The organism is Paenibacillus sp. CMM36 (assembly GCF_053570945.1).
The window spans coordinates 83,157-102,395 of sequence record NZ_JBSEDY010000005.1 but is presented as its reverse complement, the minus strand read 5'-3'; the positions used below and the strand labels follow the sequence as shown (position 1 = coordinate 102,395).

Sequence of the window (19,239 nt, the reverse complement as noted above, 5' to 3'; positions counted from 1 at the left end):
GTACTCCTGGGACGTATAGCAAAAAGCTTCCTACATGTAGGAAGCTTTTTTGTGTTCCAGCAGGATGATTGCTGCTAGCTTTATACCGTCGTCTTCGCTTTATGAGCAAAGAACTGCGGCAGATGCTCTTTGTGTGCTTCTAGTAATTCATCCAGTACGGTTTGAGCAATATCCCCGCTTGGCACGAGCGGATTCAGGGTGAAGGCTTGTAGTGCGGTTGCATAGTCACCGGTGACCGCCGCTTCAATCGTCAGCTCTTCCATTGCCTTCATCACTTGTAGCAAGCCCCGCTGTGCAGGTGGGAATTTGCCAAAGTTGACAGGTTCGGCACCATGGGCGCGAATGACACTAGTCACTTCGATGGCACTATCATAAGGAACATCATCAATCGCACCATTGTTGCGTGTACTAACGACCATCAATGTGCCTTTGTTGTTATAAATGGAATTAATGATTTCGCAGGCTGCATCGCTGTAATGCGCACCACCGCGTTTGGATAGTTCCTCTGGTTTGTAATCCAGATTCGGATCTTTATACAGTTCGAACAGACTTTCTTCCAGACGTTTGACTACTTGGCCCCGAGTTCCTTCGTTTTTGGCTTCCTCTAATTCTTCCTTGAGCATATTATCCGTCATATAGTAATACCGATGGTAAGGACAAGGCAGCATTTTCAATTGACGAACTTGATCATACAGGAAGCGCATGTTCTTAATATTTTCAACGACTTTCTCTGGCTTTGCACCCGGAGCGTACAGTCCTTCAATAACTTGCTCTGTTAATTCGGCCCCTGTTTTGTCATAAACTTTGTGCCAATGAAGGTGGTTAATTCCTGCAAATTTAAAGAACAGCTCTTCTTCCGGTTTGTCCAGCACAGCTGATGCACTCTTGATCGCGCCGATTGGAACATTACATAATCCGATGACTTTATCCCACTGACCATAACGAAGCACGGCTTCGGTGACCATACCCGCAGGGTTGGTAAAATTAATCAACCATGCATTCGGACATAGTTCTTTCATATCTTCGACGATACTGAGGATAACGGGTATGGTGCGAAACGCCTTGAACATTCCTCCGGCCCCATTGGTCTCCTGACCGATCATGCCATGTTTTAACGGAATACTTTCATCCTTAATCCGGGCTTCCAGCAAGCCTACCCGAAATTGGGTCGTTACAAAATCGGCGTCCTTCAACGCTTCCCGACGATCCAGCGTCAAATGTACCTCACAATCAATGCCTGCGGCCTTCACCATCCGTTTGGCCATAGCACCTACGATCTCCAGTTTTTCACGTCCTGCCTCAATATCTACCAGCCACAATTCCCGAATGGGAAGCTCTGCATAACGTTTGATGAAGCCTTCTACTAGTTCTGGTGTATAGCTGGAGCCTCCGCCAATGGTTGCAATCTTTATGCCTTTTTTCATAGTTAGTGCCTCCTAAGTATGTTTTGTAAACCGCTTTCTTAAGCACAAATTCACTGTAATCCCTGTAATGCATTACAGGTCAAGCGCTTTTAAAAAACTTATTTTGGGAGGTGACAATTATAGGGCGGACACTACGAACATGCTAAACACGAACATGCTAAAATAGAAAGAACGAGGTGAGAAAAATGGCGAATATTCATGAAATTGCAAAGCTGGCGGGGGTATCCTCGGCTACGGTATCCCGTGTCATTAACAACCATCCGTACGTGAGTGAACCCACAAGGCAGCGTGTGCAGGAGGTCATAGATCGGCTGGATTATGTTCCCAATTTAAATGCGGTATCTTTAAAAAAGGGTATGACCAAGCTCATAGGGATTATTTCACTTTCTTTTAATGATTCATTGGGTTTATTTGTGCGTGGATTTACAATGTATGCCCAGGAGCATGGCTTTAATATAGCGCTGTTTATTACGAATGGGGAGAAAGGAAGAGAACTTGAAGCGCTGGAAATGTTGCGGAGAAAGCAACTGGACGCCTTGGTCTGCATGATTCGCGTCAATGAGTGGAGTGTGATTGAGCATTATACAAAATATGGTCCGATTGTGACCTGGCAGCGTGTAAACATTGAGGCAATCCCGTCTGTATTTATGGATCAGTATCAGGGCTATACGCTGGCATTGGAACATTTGTACGCTCGAGGATATCGGAAAATTGTGAATGTGTTCGGCAGCATGCGGGGATTGAATACAAAAGAACGCATTCGAGCTTATCATGACTTTTGTGAAAAATATGATTTGGATGCTGAGGCCTTCCCGCATTTTTATGATTTAAATTCAATAGCAGCTGGTGAACAAATAGCTCATTGGTGGGCAGAACGAGCACAAACTGACAGGCCGGACGCCTTTGCCTGTTCTACCGATTATTTGGCAGCAGGTCTTTTGACTGAAGCACGGAGACTCGGTGTTTCTGTGCCAAGCGATTTTGCAGTAGTAGGCTTTGATAACACCGAAATCTCGCATTTGCTTGATTTAACTACGATTCATTACCCGATAGACAAGCAAGCTGAGAATGCGTTCATTATGATTCGAAATGCCCTCGAAGGGCTGGAAGAAACGATACATCATCTGGAATTCAAATTAGTAGAGCGAGCGACCACCTGAATTCTGAAAGGGTTGTGTATCAAAGCTTCTCAATGAAAATGATGGAGGTGTTCACCCATCCATTGTTACAAATATTTAAATGCTAATGAATATATGAATTAATGTGGTATTTTCACCTTTTTAAGGGGTACTAATAATGTGGATATTGACTAATGCTCATTGACGTATGTTAAAATTTGGACAATAATTTGAGATGAGATTATAAAAATTTGGTATTTTTATATGAAAGGTGGTTATGACTTGGGACATACACCTACGATCTTAGATAAGTTTGAGAATTTTTTAAAACAAAACAATTTGACTTTGGCGCAATTTTCCGAACATTCAGGTGTTCATCAAAGAACACTTAATAATTGGATTACTAAGCATCGTCCTGTTGCTATACATCAGTTGGATCGAATCACGCTAGCCATGGGATTACCGGAAGGTTTTTTTTTACGAACTATACATAGATAATTATATCATTGAGCGTTCCCCAGATTGGCGGCGAATTGAGCCGTTGTTATTTCGCTGTGCGGAACTGGACAAGTTACATGCGATCCAGCTTGTAGTGGCCCATATCATGGACAACCTCCTTTATTCCCCGAAGCTATTCGATGCGGCAGAAAAGTTATTCGCACAAGGTCAGCGTAATGCTGCTTTGTTACTCTATGAGGGGATTGCGGAAGGCGAGAAGTACCAGCACTCTGAACGCTTGGCTATCTGTCAGTATCGTCTGTTTACGATTCAGGTAGGGAACGATCAGATCCGAAATCTCAAGGCGGCTACTCGATTTGAGCCCTTTGTCGAACGTCTGGATGAAATAGATCAACTTGATGCGTTGAAGGATCTAGCGAATGTGTATCGTTCATTACACGAGTGGGATATGCTTTATGAAACAGCTCAAAAAATGAGACATAAAGCGGAAATTTATTATTCTATGAAACAACGGCAGAAGAAGCAAAAGAGTGAGGAGTCTTATATGAGGCTAAGTCGTCCCATATTTGTTTACATTACCTATGCTGATTTACTGTGTGCTAGTGTCTGTGAAGCCCAAGGCAATTATCAGCAAGCTTTACAGTTTACATACGCCTACGCAAATTTAGATTGGGTGATTGAGACGGACGAGGAAACCCGACACTGGATCAACTTGTTCGAGCATTGGGCAGTAGGTAATATCTTTGTAAATAAACTTCTGTCTGGGGATACCAGTGTGCTTCCAGATTATGTTGAATATATTGTAGCCACATCAATTACTAACGAAGATGAAAAGCTCTCAAAGCTGTTGAACATTATAATAGCGGCTAACCGATATGCAATAGATGTTGATGATGTACTCTCACGTTTTGAAGTGGAGTTTAATTCTTTTGATCCAGCATCTACTGATATGTACACACATCAAGTCGTACCAGAACACATAACGCTTTTTAAATATGAACTTGCTAAATATTACTTGAATAGAGGTAGCTACTCGCATGGCTTTAAATACTTGCTAGACGTTTTATCTAAATCATTAACCATTAATAAAGAAGCTTTTTTCATTAGGTGCATAAGACTATTTGAGAAGTTTAAAGCGTTTGCAGATGTTAAGGCTCATATGAAGTACGAAAGTTTAGTGAGCGAAGGGCAAAGAGAAAGATCGTTTTATTATTGGTAGTAGTATCCTTTTATTCATGTAGGATTAAAATCCTGTATGTAAATATTATTAATAGAAACTAGAGCCTCTGCTCCACTTTATTAGTGGAAACGGAGGTTTTTTGCATATTTTAGGGACGCCCTTATTTATGAAAACTTTTGTGATATTCTCTTTTTGTTAGGCGCATCATCCGAAAAACCAAAAAACGTCTTTTTATTCTAAAATGTGACATAGAGGAGGGGATCATACTGATGAACCAAGGTGTGACTTTACTTCGTGTCGAGAGAGCTAGGAGGAAACTGTACCAAGTCCAGAAAAAGTATGGATTTTTAACACACCCCAAAGTAATTGAGCAATCTAAAAGGTTGGATTACCTGTTGAATCATTACCAAACATGCAGATCGAATCATTAAGCTCTGGTGTATTACATGTTGCGTAATACATGATTCCAAAAACTAAAACTTGGAGGTAGTGATGTTGAATCATCGAAATTCTGTAACCCCTTTTGGATGGGAGATCAAGCAAAAACTGCTCGAGAAAAGAATGGATCAGAAAACTTTTTGTAGTACATATCATATTCCAGCTTCCAGATTGTCAAATCTCATTCATGGGACACGCAAGGCTACAAGATACAGAAAACAAGTATCCGAATTGCTCGGAATTGAAGAATAATGTATTATTTCTATTTTTGAAACGACTCTGTCTGAACATAAGTATTAATTAAAAGCGACTTATGCCATCGTGTTTCTTTTGAGATAAATAAAAATAGGATAATTCCGAATAAGATCATAAACATAATCAGTTCTACGATCGTATCGGTTATAATACTGGTCTTATATAAAGTCTCGACAACCTAAGAAGACGATCTGATTAATCATATCGTCTTCTGCTGGGTATGAAACGAGAAATTATTTAGTCAATCGAAACAATTTGCTATGATCCATACATCCCTCGATTTTTGATGCCTAGCACTACCTTTTTCTTTAATTCCTTGACCGTACCTCTAACCTGCTTTGTCTGTGTCACGGCTGAAATCACCGCTACACCATCTGCACCTGCACGTGCGACTTCCTCAACACGGTCGACTGTAATACCTCCGATCCCAACAATTGGCACATCAATTCCCGCTTTACGCATCTCATATAAAATTGCTGGCCCATGTACAGCATGGGCATCATCCTTCGAGAGGGTGGGATAGATTGGCCCGACGCCGAGATAATCAGCACCTTGCAGAATGGCTCGACGTGCTTCCTCAATGGTATGGGCAGAGACGCCTAGAATTCGATTTCCGATTCGCTCGCGGACGGTTTCGGCAGATTCATCGTCCTGACCGATGTGAACACCGTCAGCATCGATTTCAAGAGCCAGCTCCACATCGTCATTGATGATGAAGGGGACACCATCGTGGCGGCACAGTTCCTGTAGCTGGCGCGCAAGTTCGAACATAGGGATACCCGTTAATGCGCCATGGCCTTTTTCCCGGAACTGGACCATGGTTGCCCCGCCAGCCAGAGCCTCCTGCACGACCCAGCCTGGTTCCGCTAGGCAATTCACGCTTCCAAGCACCAGGTACATCTGTAGCTGGCGGCGCACCACCTCTGACAACATTCTGCCGCTCATAGAAGCATCTCCTGACGACGACGGAAGGCCCAATGATTGGTGGGCCCATGTCCCTGTCCAAGCTGCAAAGATTCCTCAATCGCCGCCTGGATGAAGGCTTTGCCATTCGAGATAGCCTCCGGTACAGACATCCCTTTCCCTAATTCTGCGGTAATCGCTGCCGAGAAGGTGCACCCAGTTCCGTGTGTATGGACAGTCCGTACTCGCTTGCCGCTCAGCTCTGTAAAGGCGGTTCCGTCAAAGAGCAGGTCAACAATCTGTTCGCTGCTCTCGCTCTCGTCAGCGTGGCCACCCTTGATCACAACGAATTCTGATCCCATACTGCTAATATGTCTTGCAGCCTCGCGGCGATCCTCCATCGTACGGATGCTGATCCCTGTCAGGGCTTCCGCCTCCGGGATATTCGGTGTAACGACCAGGGCCAAGGGGAGCAGTTCGTCCTTCAAAGCCTGCACCGCTTCCAATTGCAGCAGTTCAGCGCCTCCCTTGGCAATCATCACGGGATCGACGACGACCTTTTTCCAGCCGAACTTTCGGATCTGCTCGCTCACAAGACGGATGATACCCGCATTAAACAGCATGCCAGTCTTCAGGGCATCCACTCCAAGGTCTAATCCTACAGCTTCGATCTGTTCCGCTGTTGCTTCCGGTGGCAGCGGATATACGCCGTGGACCCCTAAAGTATTCTGTACGGTAACGGCCGTAATAGCCGACATACCGTATACGCCAAGCTCTTGAAAGGTTTTGAGATCGGCCTGAATTCCGGCCCCGCCGCCACTGTCCGAACCGGCAATCGTCAGAGCTCTGGGTACACGAACGTCTGTCATCGCGCACCACCTGCTGTGGTTGTTCCGGCTTCACGGACCTTGACATGCCCCTCTAGCGAACCTGTATGTAGTTTGGCGAGCTCGTCGAGAAAGGCAATCTGGAAGCTTCCGGGCCCCAGTTCTGCGGTACGTGCTGCGGCTCGGGAAGCTGCTGCACCGTAAAATGCCAAGCCTGCTGTACCTGCGAGCAGCAGGTTGGGTTCAACAGCTGCAAAGGCACCTAACACAGAGGTCAGCAGGCAGCCTGCTCCGGTTACCTTCGTGAGCAGTACGTCTCCGCCGCTTATCATTCGTGCTTCGGCCCCATCGGTGATGACGTCTTCTTTTCCAGTGATGACAACCATTGTATTGAGCACTCGAGCAGCCCGAATTGCCAGATCGACATGGCCGCTGTCAGCACTGTCACCAGCATCTACGCCTTTAATCTCACGCGCTTCTCCAACAAGATGCGCGACTTCGGCCGCGTTGCCTCGTACCAAGGAGATTTTGACTTCATTCAGGATTCGCAGTGCAGACTCGGTTCTAAAGCTCGTTGCTCCCGCACCGACCGGATCTAGCAGGACTGGAACACCGTGTGCATTTGCTGATTGTCCAGCAATGATCATGGCATCCACCAGTTCGCGGTTCAGCGTACCGATGTTTAATACGACGGCTCCCGCTATTTTTGCCATGTCTGCTACTTCCTCGGGTGCATAGGCCATCACTGGGGAGGCACCCAATGCATACAGGCCGTTGGCGGTAAAGTTGGTGACTACCACATTGGTGATATTGTGAACGAGGGGTTTGCTATTTTGTACCTTCGTTAGGAGATCCGAATAACTTTTTTCCCATGTACTCATCATGATTATCCTCTCTATAGTTGGTGGTTTAACAGGACATTAACCGTACTTCACTCATCGAATTGACAGGCTGACTATTCCAAGACCGCTGCCTGCATCTGGACCGGCCATTCTTCCTGCTTATAAGCCATGTCCCAGAACTTATATTCCAGCTGGCAGCTCAGTATAAAATGCTCAATCATCCGCTCCCGCTCAGCAGCCGTTGCCCCTTCCGCCCAAGCATCTACACGTTCTCGGAACTTGAGTGTTGTATCATCAAGCTGGTCTCCATAAAAGCCAATCCATTCATAGAACGGATGGGACTTATCCGGCTTTACTTCATCTAGCAGCCTGCGGCCAATCTCGGCATACGTCCACATACATGGCAGCAGCACAGCCAAGATCTCGCCCAGGTTGCCCTCATGCGCAACCGTCAGCATGTGCCGGATATAGTGATGAGCCGACGGAGCGAGCGGATATCCCTGCAATTCTTCATAGGTCACCCCTGCGACAGCACAGAAATTTTGATGCGGATGAACCTCGCTGTGGAGAATAAAAGAGATTTGTTCATTAAATACATCCATGTCCTCCCGATTCGTGCATTTGGAGATTGCGATGCCGTATATCCGCATGTAGGCGTTCAAATATTCAAAGTCCTGTTTTACATAGTGAATCAGCTGTCCCCTTGTCAAACTTCCTTCAGCAATACCTCTCACAAAGGGATGCTCAAAAATCGCTTGAAAAATGCCGTCCGCCTGCCGACGGAGTTCTTGTGTAAAACTCAATTTCGCCACCTCCATAAAATTGAAGAGCAAGAAGTCCTGTAAGAATATAATTCCGGAACAACGCTAAAAAGCCGCCCCAGAAAAATGGAGCGGCTTCAACAATAGGCCCAATACGCAAAAAACGCTTGAAACCTTATATACGAAGGCTCCACTTTCCTACGCTAGTACGAACTAGATCAGGTTCAAAGGGTCCAAGATACGTTCTTGTCTCAGCCATAGCGGCTCCCCTAGTGGACTTCTATTCTTTTGACTATTACTGTACATACGTTCATACGCTATGTCAAACATGTCTATCTGGTCAAGGGCCAAACGACAGAGCTGAAGTTCGCTTCCGAGAGGGAAAAAGGCGCTGGAGAAGATCAGTTCCGTCTACACGAAGGAATTCGCGGCAGGCTCCAATGTCCAAATAATCAGCATTTATACCAATAGAGAAATCAGTACTGGGAGTGTAACGAGCGATATGACAGCACTGATGACAAAGGAGGAGGCTGTTTCTGATTCCAGGCTTTCAAAACGGGTGGCGATCATAGCAGCGACTGCTGAACCCGGGAAGGAAACGAGCAGAACTGCCTTCACAGTATCTGCAGACGACAGACCGCACAGGTAGGCGATCAGCAGCATTAATAAAGGCTGTACAATTGTTTTTAACAGTGCGATGGCAAAGGCACTTACACTAAAACTAATGTTGCGTACGCCAATGGTCACTCCGACAGCGAATAAAGCGGCCCCGGACGTAATGTCTCCGATTTGATTCAACGATTTGTTCAACAAATCCGGTGAATGGAAGCCGAACAAGGTCAAAATTACACCAATCAGTGGAACCAGCGCCAGCGGTTCTTTTAATCCATGAAGAATGGAGTCCCAGATTAACCTTCCGAGGTGACCGTTCCGTTCTTTGCCTGAATTCCTGCTGGCTACGGTAGCTATAATGGTAGCCGCCGGGTCAAGGACGGCATTGACTACGATCCCGGTAAGCGCAATCGGAATGGCGACAGCAGCGGAACCGTAGATGGCTCCAAGCACAGGAATGCCCATAAAAGCAAAGGTCGGCTGTGCCGAGTTCAAAGCAAACATGGCGGCATCCTTGACCGACTGCTTCCCCGCAAAGCGGGACAGTAGAAGGAGAACGGTAAAAAAGCCGACAATGCCAATGAACAGGGCCAGCAGGAATGGCCATTGCTCGATGAGCGCTTTCCTGTCCGTTGTCGTAATACCGATGAATAGATGCGCAGGTAGTGCAAATTTGGTAACGAGCGCATTTAGGGTTTTGGAGGAAGAGGCATCAAAGCTTTTGTAATGCCCCGCTAACCACCCTAAAATAATAACGAAAAAAATCGGCACCAAAATATACAAGATATGTCCGACACTCATAGATTGATTCTCCTTGCTTGAACTGACGTATTCTGCCTGTCTGAACAAGGCAATCTCTTTCTTAAATGGAGCATTAGTGAGGGTGATGTATTACGCTTTCCACTGCTTTGACCTTGACATATTCCGGTTTCCACATTGCATCCCGTATAGCTTGTTCAACATTTGAAATGTGTGCCTGAGCTACCTGATCCTGAATCGCTGCTTTCGCTACCGCAACCGCAACAACGTACGAAACATCACGTAATTTTTGGATATGAGGGAGCAACGCACCGCCAGGCTTATTCGAATCTACGCCATTGGCAACGGCATCTGCTGCGGCTGTAAACATCGCAGGGGTAATCCTTTTGGCTTTAACCACAATCGCACCCAGACCCAGTCCCGGGAACACAAAGGCATTGTTCGCCTGTCCAATTTCAAATTTCGTACCGTTATAAGTGACGGGGTCAAAGGGGCTTCCGGTAGCAATTAATGCCTTGCCATCGGTCCACCGTATTAGATCCTCAGGTATAGCTTCTGCAAGATTTGTAGGATTGGACATGGGCATAATGATCGGGCGTTCTACATGCTTCGCCATCTCTTTGATGATCTCTTCAGAAAAGGCACCGGCTACTCCAGAAGTTCCGATTAATATGGTAGGCTTCACCTGACGGATGACCTCCAGCAGCGGTATTTTGCCGTCATCCGACCGCGTCCATGAGCTGACTTCCTCTTTTTTACGTACATACGGTTTCTGATAATCCAGGACATCTTCCATATCGTCCGTTAACAGCCCGCGGTAATCAAAAGCCCAAAAGGACTTGAATGAATCCTCCTCCAAAAGACCATCCGCGATCATAGCGCCCCGAATTTGGTCAGCGTTACCGATCCCTGCTGCTCCTGGGCCGAAGACAAGTACCTTTTGCTCACGCAGCGGAGTCTTGGTGACACCCACCGCCGAAAGAATTGCAGCCAAGGTCACCGCTCCTGTACCTTGTATATCATCGTTGAAGGTGAGTATACTTTGACCGTATTTTCCTATAATATGGCGTGCATTTACGCTACCCACATCTTCCCAATGTAAAAGCGCCTTCGGGAATTGCGCTAACGTTTTGCTGATAAAAGTATCAATAAACTGGTTATAGGCTTCTCCGCGAACCCGTTTATGGCGGTTTCCGATGTACAGTGGATCATTCAGCAACTTTTCATTATTCGTACCTACATCCAGTACAATGGGCAGCACCCGCCCGGGATGAATGCCTGCCGCAGCCGTATACACTGCAAGTTTGCCAATAGCAATGTTAATCCCCCCGACACCCCAGTCCCCAATCCCCAAAATACTTTCGGAATCCGTCACGACGATCAGGTCCACATCCTCGCCGCTCAAACCGGAATTATAGAATGCTTGTCCAATACCGTTCGGATTATCTATCGACAAATATACGCCCCCAGGACGGTTGTACTCGTGACTGTATTCTTGAATCGCAGTTCCTACGGTCGGCGTGTAGACTACGGGCAGCATTTCACTCAAATGATCGGTTAACAGCCGGTAGTAGAGTACGACATTTCGATTATGAAGGTCGTTGAGAGAAGCATTTTTACGCAGCATGGTGGGTTGTGCCAGAAACTGCTGATATGCCCGTACGCTCTGTTTCTCTAATGAAAGGACGGTGGGAGGAAGGATTCCATCCAAACCCAGTTCTTTGCGTTCTTCTTCTGTAAAAGCAACGCCTTTGTTCAAAAGGGGATTTGCCAACACATCCTTCCCCCGTAAAGGAGTAGATAATGACCCATCGCGATTGACATAAAAAGCTTCCATAGAAAGACCTTCCTTCTGTTCATTTACATAACTATTCATAACGAAAGATGACATGTTATCCATAGTATGGACGTGTCAATTTGTTTTATTCGTTTATTTATATATGACAAAATAACCATATTCATTTCTTTCTATTGATCTAAAAGGACTAACTTTCAGTATGGATTCGCTAATTAATACTGAGGATTTTGGTTCTAATGAATCGGGTCTAAATACTCTGTTTTTATCAAATATGAAAATCAGTTATTCTTCTCTTATTCCCTTATATATCATGGAGTGTCAGCTATTTTGTTAAGAAAATATGAAGTATTTGGGCATTAATTTAACCCCTATAAACAAACATTTTTAATTCTTTTTCAACAAAATAGAACTATTCGGAGGAAAAGGAGAGGTTTGTGTGCAGGGACCTATAGCCATTTTTAGCGATAACGACAGGGCTATTGATTATCCCAATGTAATTTATTTTTACCAATATATACAGTGCAAGGACACGGAGGCAGCTTCAGTCTACGAGAACGCATGTTGCTGCTTGATTGATTATAGGGAGCCGGGGGAGGCGGTGCGGAAAGCCAATCAGATCCGCAGCCAATTTCCGCAAATGCCATTGTTACTGGTGACGGATGTAACATTTCCGTTCAGTGATCAGCATATGGTGCAAATCACCGGAGTAGGCCGTTTGCGACTGCTATTTTGGCAAGCCAATGACACCGAAGAAATGCTTTCGGAAATACAAAGCTTGCTCTATCCCGAGTATTCGACCAAAAGCCAACATATTGCATTTATCTTGTCTGTATATAACGAAGAGCAACGTTTTGTTCATGTCAAAACCTTTGCTGAACGACTGCAAGCCTTTATCCGTAGCCATATTATTGAAGGTTCGATTTATCTCATTGATGATGGCAGCCACGATGGCACCCATGCCTTGATTAAAGCGCTGGAGGCAGCAACGGACTTATCCGTAAACCGGATTAATCAGAATCTTAGTCCGCTGCTTCAAACAAGGGAATTGGGACGCAATACACGTAAGGCAGGGACGTATCTGGAAGGGATGCGGACCATTGGTGCGGATTACTACGTATTTGTGGACGCGGACGACTCCTTTTTTATTGAGGATATTGCCAGAATGATTAATGTTGTTCAGCAGGGCTATTATGATGTCGTGATCGGAACCAAGGATATGACCGCCGAGAATCGGTCTTTATTGCGATCTGTTGTCAGCTTTGGTAAGCGGGTCATTTCACGTCCTTTTTTACCCACAGGTGTGGTGGATTCCCAGACTGGGCTTAAAGTGATGAGTTCGGTTGCAGTGAAACGGATGTTTCCGCATTTAAAGGAACAGCTCGGATTGGCGCTGGATCTAGAAATGATGTTTATTGCCAAGCGACTCCAGCTTCGTGTGCTGCAATTACCCGTCAAATGTATTGACCGCGATGGATCGCACATCCATGTCTGGAAGGATTCTATTCGTTTTTTGCGCTCTATCATTGATATTTGGCGACTGGATCGGCGGGTGAGATAACAACGTGAACAACCGATTGCGTTCGTTGATGTTTCCTCTCTTTAATGTGCTGCTTAACGGGTTTAATTTTTTCTTCCACATTGCAGCGAGCTGGTATCTTACCGGACAAGCCTATGGTCAAGCGAATGCGCTGCTGGCCCTCTTTGCACTGTTGTCCGTTTTGGGCTTATCCATCCAGCTATTGACCGCCAAGCTGGTATCCAAGGGTGGCAAGATGCTTGCGCTACGTAGCTTACCGCTCGGTTCTCTATTACTAAAAGCACCATTGGTGCTAACTGTGCTTGCCATGATCATTTTACTCATCATTCATCCGTTATTGCGCTCGCTTTTAGGCGTCGATTCCGCCCCGCTATTCATGCTGTATGGCTTGATCGGCCTACATATTTTGGTGAGTTCGTGCCGTGGAGATTTACAGGGTAGGGAACGCATGTTGGCGCTCAATGTGAACTATTACATTGAAGTAATAGGGAAGCTGAGCTTGTTTTTTGTTCTGGCTGCACTGGGGTTAAAGCTGGAAGCCCTACTATTGGCGAGCTGTGGGGGAATGTTGCTGTCGCTACTCCACGGCTGGATCGTTTCGGCTCGTGGCTTGTCCTTATTCACAACCAGTGGAGAACATATCCCTTCTGGGCTATGGAAGTCATTGGGTCAGGATTTCACCGATAGCCTTATGACGAATTTATTCATTTTGTTTTGTATCTCTATCGACATGTTGTATGTACAGCATTACTTTCCCGAGCAGGCCAGCAGCTATGCCATTGCGCTGAAGTACAGCCAGTTGGTCTATTACGTTTCGTATAGCCTGATTGCTGCCTTTATTCCAAAGCTCGGTGCGCAGGGGCATGACCGCCAAGCTTTGGGCAAGTTGATTGCCGTCTATGCCGGATTAATGGCTGTAGCTGCGATCTGTGTATATGTGGGCACGACCTTTGTGTTCCCATCCTCTATACCCATATTATTCGGAGCCTCTTACCAATCGGCCGAGGCCTATATTCCATGGGGGGGGATGGGTGTACTGGTTATTTTCCATCGTGCTGTTTTTTGTGCATGTGCACGTATTGGTGGGCAGACGCAAATTTATGTTCAGTCTGATGGCAGGAGCCGCGGCTTTATTAGTAGCCTTTCATATTGCCCACACAGAGCCGGTAGATTTCTTGCTATCTGAGTTCATGGTTTACGGAGCTATGGCTCTCTACTTTGTGATAGACGCCTATGTGCATTTGTTCAAAATAAAGATAAAGGGGGATGTACCCCATGAATACCATACATGAACAGGACGGTAAAACCGTAGTTCTATTGCTGTCCTGGCGTGACATACGTTCACCTAAAAGCGGAGGAGCAGAAATTTTCACCCACGAAATGCTTAAACGCTCACAACAAGGCCGCTTCCAGTTCATTCATTTTTCACCCCAATTTGAGGGGATGCCTGAGCATGAAATTATCGACGGTATTACGTATATTCGAAAAGGAAACATATACAGTGTTATTTATTATGCGATGCGCTATTACCGTCGTCATCGAAGGAAGATCGACTATGTGATTAACCAGGCGAATACGCATCAATTCTTTACCCGATTTTGGGTGGAGGCATCCAAGCGGATTTTTTTCATACATCAGCTAACAAGGGAAATATGGTTTGAGAACGCCAAATTCCCGCTAAATGTTATTGGGTTTCATATGGAACCCTTGATGCTTAAGCTGGCTCGTAAGGATCGAACGCTTACGGTATCTCCGTCTACTCGGTATGATCTACTTAAGCTGGGCTTTCACCCGGATCGTGTTCATCTTTTACCGGAAGGCATTGAGTTTGATCATTGGCCGCGCGAACAATTTTTAACGAAGGAACCTAATCCGACCTTCATGTACGCTGGGCGCTTCGTCAAATATAAAGGCATTGATCTGGTCGTTGAGGCCTTTGGGCAGCTCAAGGAAAAGTTCCCTCAGGCTATGTTATGGATTGCCGGAAAAACCGATAAAACCTATGTGGCAGAACAATTGTTGCCGATTATGAAACGGTATGGATTAACATACGGAGAACCGGATGAACAGGGGCAATCGCAAGCTGATATTACCTTTTACGGATTTGTTTCAGCAGAGCATAAGCTGGAGCTGATGAGTCGTGCCCACGCGCTGGTGTTTCCTTCCTTGCGTGAAGGTTGGGGGTTGACAATTACCGAAGCGGCAGCGGTTGGAACGCCCAGCATTGTCAGCAATTCACCGGGTCTGGTGGATGCAACGGATTTTGGGAAGAGCGGATATCTATGCTTTCACGGCGACATCCGGGGATTATCTGAACAAATGGAAAGAGCAGCGAAGGGCGGCGAAGATTACATGGCCATCCGTGAGCGGGCGTATCAATATGCGTTAAGATTCCATTTTGATCATACGGCTGCTGCGTTTGAGCAGTTGATGGAAGATTGGATAGAGGAGGCGGAACAGAGTGGACAAAGTGGTCATTCTCTTCTCCACGTACAACAATGAACGGACGATAGAGCCTTGTTTGCGAAGCTGTATGGGGCAAAATTACAAGGATCTGCATATTGTAATTGCTGATGATGGCTCCAGTGACCGGACCGTCGAGACGATTCGTATGCTGTCGGCAGGGAGCGCAGTACCCGTAACGGTATTGGAGCTTCCCCATGGGGAGCGGGGAGTCGCTAGGGTTAGAGCGGTTGAGGAAGCGAAACGCTTGGGTGCCGAATACATATTTGTATTGGATTCCGATATGATTTTAGCCGAACATCTGATTCAGCAGAGCATCGACTTTTTTGATGATCATCAGGATATTGGCGCTTTGGTCGTTCCGGAGGAGGCGTATTCGGAAGCGGACAATTTTTTTTCCAAAGTGAAAGTTTTTGAGCGAAATGTGATTAATAACGCGGGTGAGACCTTGGGAAAACGCTCCATTGAAGCGGCACGCTTCTGGCGAATGAGCGCTTATGAATCGACGGGCGGGTTTAATGCGGAGCAGATTGCTTTTGAAGAAATACAGCCGACCTTACGTTATATAGAGTCTGGTGGAGTCATTCGCCGGGCGGTATTTACACGGGTATATCATGATGAAAAACAGGTCTATCTGCACGATGTATTACGTAAAAAAGCCTACTACTTTTCAGTGATGGATCGTACGATGTCATCTGAAGAGGGCGGATTACGAAAGGCACTGGAACGTTGGTATTTCTTCCGTCCGGTGCTGTATACGTGGGGGAATTTGAAAAACTATATCCGTCACCCGTTGCTGACGATGGGGATGTTGTGGATGTATGTATGCCTAACTGTGATTGGGGTAGCCGCCGTGTTAAAGGGCGGCACCCGTCACTCAGGCGATCTCGCTAAGGCGGATAAGGCGTAACGATGAATGTCCGAGGGTCAGCGTATCCAGCGTGTACAGGTCGGGATCGGAAGATTCCGACTCCTCATACGGTATGTATAATGAATGCGTGGTTAACTGAATACCTTCCCCGTCAGGATGACGTAGTGAGCGCCCAATAGGATACAGCTCAGCAAGTGCAATGTGTACAGCGGTTACGATATCTTGTTCATTCAGCAGCACATAGGGTCGGTACGGAGCATTCAAAATGCTGTCTATAAATACTGACAGGTCGGAAGCTACGTTCTGGTCTGCTGCATGCAGGCTGTTTCGATTGAGTTTGGCTTGATCAAGCGCCTCATACAGTATTTTTTTTAGCGTATCATCATCCAGCTCCAGCGGTTTCGTCAAAAAACGGAACACACCGACTTGATTAATCGCCGATAAAATGGACTGCGTATGCAGGTGACCAGACAAAATGATTCGTACGATATGTGGATAATCTTTCTTAATCATGCGAAGGAAGGTAATCCCATCCAGACCAGGCATGAGCAGATCGGAAACGACCACATCAATCGGGTGCTGTTCCAGCACTTGTAGGGCTTCTTTGGGCGTGTGAGCGGTATGTAAGGTGAATGCTTCTTGCGTCAGGGTCCGTTCAAGTAGGGACAGAACCATAGGGCTGTCGTCAACAAATAGAATGTTTTGGGGTGTCATAAGAACTGCGCAACTCCAATCAGGAAGTAAGAAATGAGGAACTACATGTATAATATCAGCGTTTTGGCATTTTTGAAAGATGTCAATACAGAACGGGCGTTGCGTCTTTTTTGTGAACGATTTGATTCGGCTGAGCATGCCCTCTGGGAAAAAGGTATGCGTCTCCTTCATCAGTATCATGCTGCACGGCATACAGGGGTGACCCTGGTTGTCTCCAGCGCACTTCAGCATATGGACGATCGTCATGATATTTACGTTGTTGATCTGCGGGAATACGGCGAGGAAGAGTTGGATCGCTTATATATCGCAAAAACATGCGAGTTGATCCTACTGACGGACGGGGCAACGGAAACCGCTGCGAGGTTTGCTGCCCTCCAGCGCCGCACTCCCCGTTTGCTGTGCGCACGGCTACCGCTGGTCAGCTACGAGCTGGAATGCCTGATGCAGGCTATTTTGAGCCGTCGTGAACAAAATGGAGGGGACAGGGAAGCATGAAACAATGGGCTTTGTTGAAACCAGGTTGGCAAAAACTGATCCTGTACCTGATCGTACTGGGTGTGACCGTGTTTTTGGCCGCTGTGCTTCAATGGTTTGTCGTGCGACAATTCAGTGTTCACTTGGCGGAGATTCAGAATGAACAGCTCCAGTATGAGGTACAGGAACTTTCTAGCAGCATAACCGAGCGTTATGCCGCATGGCAGGCTGAATTGAAGGAGCTGTCGTCCAGTCTGGGCAGAGATATGCTGAATCAGGGAACACGCCAGTATCCTGAGGGGTTTAAGCGTGAAAGCGGGGCCTTTTATGTGCTGGATGAACAGTATCATGTGATAGTCGGACGAGATAATCGTGAGATGAAAAGTGCGGTCCAGCAGATTAAGTGGCTGCAAAATGGTTGTGCAGTAAGCTCTTTTGTGACAGAGGATCATCAGCCTGCCCAGTATATCGCATGCAGGATTCAAGGAGCGCAGATGGGCGGTTTTATGGTGCGCAAGGTTGACGCTGATATGCTCAGCGGAATTATTAAAAGTAAACCGGTTAACCAGTATGAGACTTTATTTTATAACGGTCAATTTAAAGTTGTAGCTTCCCGAAGTAATCCGGATATTAACCGAACGGACATCACGGGCGTCACCCGTAGGCTGCTGGAGGGCAATACAGGTGTCATTGAAGATGACGGTGAAAAATACGGGATAGGATTTAGCCGCATTGGGGAAGAAGCCCTTTACATATCGGTTAAGGATGTCAGCGAGGATACAGCACAGCGAATCAGCTCCTTCGGCAAACAGTTGTGGATGGTCATGGTTCTAATATTGTTCATTCTGTGGGCCATGCTCGTACAGTTCCGCAAAAGGATTGTGAAGGATGCCATCGTGAACAACCAGGTGCGTGATCAACGGCGAGATGAAGATATGCGACAGCAGCAGGACACGTATTATTTGCCGTTAATGCAGACGATTGAGCAGCAGCTACAAGAGCTGCAAGAGCAGACTGGCCGTCTCACAGGCGGTGATGATTTGAAGCTGCTGGGATTCTATCATGATCTAGCAAACCGCTTTGAAGCGGCATCCAGTCAGGGAAAAGGAGCCTCTCATGAGGAACTGGAGTATTTTCGCGAGTTGAATGAAAATTTTATCCAGGGTCGTCTCAGACAGGAATCCTCACTGGGAGAGTTACTGACGGGAGTTCGTAGCTTGCGCGATGAGCTGGAAGAGAAGATGCATGATAATAGTGGAATTAGCTTTACAGATATGAATGAAGTATTGTCTGAGTCGCTGAAATGGGCGAACCGTTCATTGAACATGAAGAACATTCAAGTGATCTTGCGGCAAGAGCCTGTTCCATCGATTGCAGCACAAGCACCCATGCTGTACAAAACGATTCAGGGACTGCTGGAAAATGCAGTGCAGGCCATGGGACGCCAAGGCGGAGAACTGCCTGAGGATCAGGAACAGGGCCGAACAGGTCTGCGGTCCAAGCGACAATCTCAAGTGCTTAAGGTTAGTTCACGGCTGGAAGAAGGAGAAATTGTTATTATCATTGAGGACACAGGCGGCGGGATTGATGATAAAATGCGTTGGAGCTATTTCCAGCCAGACTATTCCCAAAACTCGCAGGAGCATGCGTTCAGCCTGTACCATATGGATGCATACCTGAAGACCATAGGCGGCCGTTTAAAGCTGCGTAATACCGATCAGGGCTTGCAGGCAATCGTTCGTTTGAGAAGATAGGTCCAAGATAACCGACAGATATACGAGAAGTTCAAGAGAGGGGGACAAGC

General features: G+C 46.4%; 17 protein-coding genes, 2 pseudogenes and 1 riboswitch. Of the genes and pseudogenes, 11 read left to right on the top strand and 8 right to left on the bottom strand.

From position 1 onward, the window contains the following. Window positions 1–80: 80 nt before the first annotated feature. Complete coding sequence (locus ACWA2B_RS12450) at window positions 81–1,424, bottom strand: 6-phospho-beta-glucosidase (RefSeq protein WP_209949754.1); 1,344 nt, start codon at window positions 1,422–1,424, stop codon at window positions 81–83. Between the two features lie 185 nt (window positions 1,425–1,609). On the opposite strand from ACWA2B_RS12450, the gene ACWA2B_RS12445 reads away from it, so the two are divergent. The 4 genes and pseudogenes from ACWA2B_RS12445 (at window position 1,610) to ACWA2B_RS12430 (ending at window position 4,871) form a co-directional block, all read left to right on the top strand. Continuing rightward, window positions 1,610–2,584, top strand: coding sequence for a LacI family DNA-binding transcriptional regulator (locus tag ACWA2B_RS12445; protein ID WP_449292254.1), 975 nt, complete (start codon window positions 1,610–1,612; stop codon window positions 2,582–2,584). A 240-nt stretch (window positions 2,585–2,824) separates the two neighbouring features. Next, window positions 2,825–4,220 (top strand): annotated as a pseudogene (locus ACWA2B_RS12440) (helix-turn-helix domain-containing protein). A gap of 230 nt (window positions 4,221–4,450) precedes the next feature. Continuing rightward, window positions 4,451–4,612 carry an aspartyl-phosphate phosphatase Spo0E family protein gene (locus ACWA2B_RS12435; protein ID WP_176715706.1) on the top strand — a complete coding sequence of 54 codons (162 nt, stop codon included), beginning with the start codon at window positions 4,451–4,453 and terminating at the stop codon, window positions 4,610–4,612. Between the two features lie 61 nt (window positions 4,613–4,673). Next, entirely contained in the window at window positions 4,674–4,871 is a 198-nt protein-coding gene (locus ACWA2B_RS12430; RefSeq protein ID WP_370682681.1) for an XRE family transcriptional regulator, read from the top strand. Window positions 4,872–5,132: 261 nt separating this feature from the next. Here the strand turns inward: ACWA2B_RS12430 and thiE are convergent, their stop codons facing one another. The 4 genes from thiE to tenA all read right to left on the bottom strand — a co-directional run bounded on the left by thiE (window position 5,133) and on the right by tenA (window position 8,249). Continuing rightward, window positions 5,133–5,819 carry a thiamine phosphate synthase gene (thiE, locus tag ACWA2B_RS12425; RefSeq protein WP_069011044.1) on the bottom strand — a complete coding sequence of 229 codons (687 nt, stop codon included), beginning with the start codon at window positions 5,817–5,819 and terminating at the stop codon, window positions 5,133–5,135. Then, on the bottom strand, window positions 5,816–6,646 hold the full coding sequence (gene thiD, locus ACWA2B_RS12420) for a bifunctional hydroxymethylpyrimidine kinase/phosphomethylpyrimidine kinase (RefSeq protein WP_449292253.1): 831 nt from the start codon (window positions 6,644–6,646) through the stop codon (window positions 5,816–5,818). The genes thiE and thiD overlap by 4 nt, the downstream gene beginning before the upstream one ends. Then, window positions 6,643–7,485, bottom strand: coding sequence for a hydroxyethylthiazole kinase (thiM, locus tag ACWA2B_RS12415; RefSeq protein WP_449292252.1), 843 nt, complete (start codon window positions 7,483–7,485; stop codon window positions 6,643–6,645). Before thiM ends, thiD begins: the two co-directional genes overlap by 4 nt. Window positions 7,486–7,559: 74 nt before the next feature. After that, complete coding sequence (gene tenA, locus ACWA2B_RS12410) at window positions 7,560–8,249, bottom strand: thiaminase II (RefSeq protein WP_029518370.1); 690 nt, start codon at window positions 8,247–8,249, stop codon at window positions 7,560–7,562. A 136-nt stretch (window positions 8,250–8,385) separates the two neighbouring features. Then, window positions 8,386–8,488, bottom strand: a riboswitch (TPP riboswitch). Between the two features lie 7 nt (window positions 8,489–8,495). On the opposite strand from tenA, the gene ACWA2B_RS12405 reads away from it, so the two are divergent. Beyond that, window positions 8,496–8,678, top strand: a complete 183-nt coding sequence (locus ACWA2B_RS12405; protein WP_449292251.1) for a hypothetical protein — start codon at window positions 8,496–8,498, stop codon at window positions 8,676–8,678. On the opposite strand, the gene ACWA2B_RS12400 is transcribed toward ACWA2B_RS12405, so the two are convergent. Continuing rightward, window positions 8,667–9,620, bottom strand: a complete 954-nt coding sequence (locus ACWA2B_RS12400; protein ID WP_029518371.1) for an AEC family transporter — start codon at window positions 9,618–9,620, stop codon at window positions 8,667–8,669. The two genes, ACWA2B_RS12405 and ACWA2B_RS12400, sit on opposite strands and share 12 nt — an antisense overlap. Before the next feature lie 73 nt (window positions 9,621–9,693). Then, window positions 9,694–11,415 (bottom strand): NAD-dependent malic enzyme, encoded by a 1,722-nt coding sequence (locus ACWA2B_RS12395; protein ID WP_029518372.1) that lies wholly within the window; start codon window positions 11,413–11,415, stop codon window positions 9,694–9,696. 397 nt (window positions 11,416–11,812) lie between these two features. Between ACWA2B_RS12395 and ACWA2B_RS12390 the strand changes: the two genes are divergently transcribed. The 4 genes and pseudogenes from ACWA2B_RS12390 to ACWA2B_RS12375 all read left to right on the top strand — a co-directional run bounded on the left by ACWA2B_RS12390 (window position 11,813) and on the right by ACWA2B_RS12375 (window position 16,286). Continuing rightward, window positions 11,813–12,934, top strand: coding sequence for a glycosyltransferase (locus tag ACWA2B_RS12390; protein WP_322252941.1), 1,122 nt, complete (start codon window positions 11,813–11,815; stop codon window positions 12,932–12,934). Between the two features lie 4 nt (window positions 12,935–12,938). Then, a pseudogene (locus ACWA2B_RS12385) lies at window positions 12,939–14,205 on the top strand (transporter). Next, a complete protein-coding gene (locus ACWA2B_RS12380; RefSeq protein ID WP_029518375.1) occupies window positions 14,189–15,415 on the top strand; it encodes a glycosyltransferase family 4 protein in 1,227 nt (408 codons plus the stop codon). Before ACWA2B_RS12385 ends, ACWA2B_RS12380 begins: the two are co-directional and overlap by 17 nt. Continuing rightward, entirely contained in the window at window positions 15,375–16,286 is a 912-nt protein-coding gene (locus tag ACWA2B_RS12375; protein ID WP_029518376.1) for a glycosyltransferase family 2 protein, read from the top strand. Before ACWA2B_RS12380 ends, ACWA2B_RS12375 begins: the two co-directional genes overlap by 41 nt. Here ACWA2B_RS12375 and ACWA2B_RS12370 read toward each other — a convergent pair. Next, window positions 16,254–16,961, bottom strand: a complete 708-nt coding sequence (locus ACWA2B_RS12370) for a response regulator (protein WP_029518377.1) — start codon at window positions 16,959–16,961, stop codon at window positions 16,254–16,256. The genes ACWA2B_RS12375 and ACWA2B_RS12370 overlap by 33 nt on opposite strands. 45 nt (window positions 16,962–17,006) lie before the next feature. On the opposite strand from ACWA2B_RS12370, the gene ACWA2B_RS12365 reads away from it, so the two are divergent. After that, the gene (locus ACWA2B_RS12365; protein ID WP_029518378.1) at window positions 17,007–17,456 is read left to right on the top strand and encodes a hypothetical protein; all 450 of its coding nucleotides are present in this window, start codon (window positions 17,007–17,009) and stop codon (window positions 17,454–17,456) included. Further along, window positions 17,453–19,189, top strand: a complete 1,737-nt coding sequence (locus ACWA2B_RS12360; RefSeq protein WP_449292250.1) for an ATP-binding protein — start codon at window positions 17,453–17,455, stop codon at window positions 19,187–19,189. Before ACWA2B_RS12365 ends, ACWA2B_RS12360 begins: the two co-directional genes overlap by 4 nt. The last annotated feature ends 50 nt before the right edge of the window (window positions 19,190–19,239 follow it).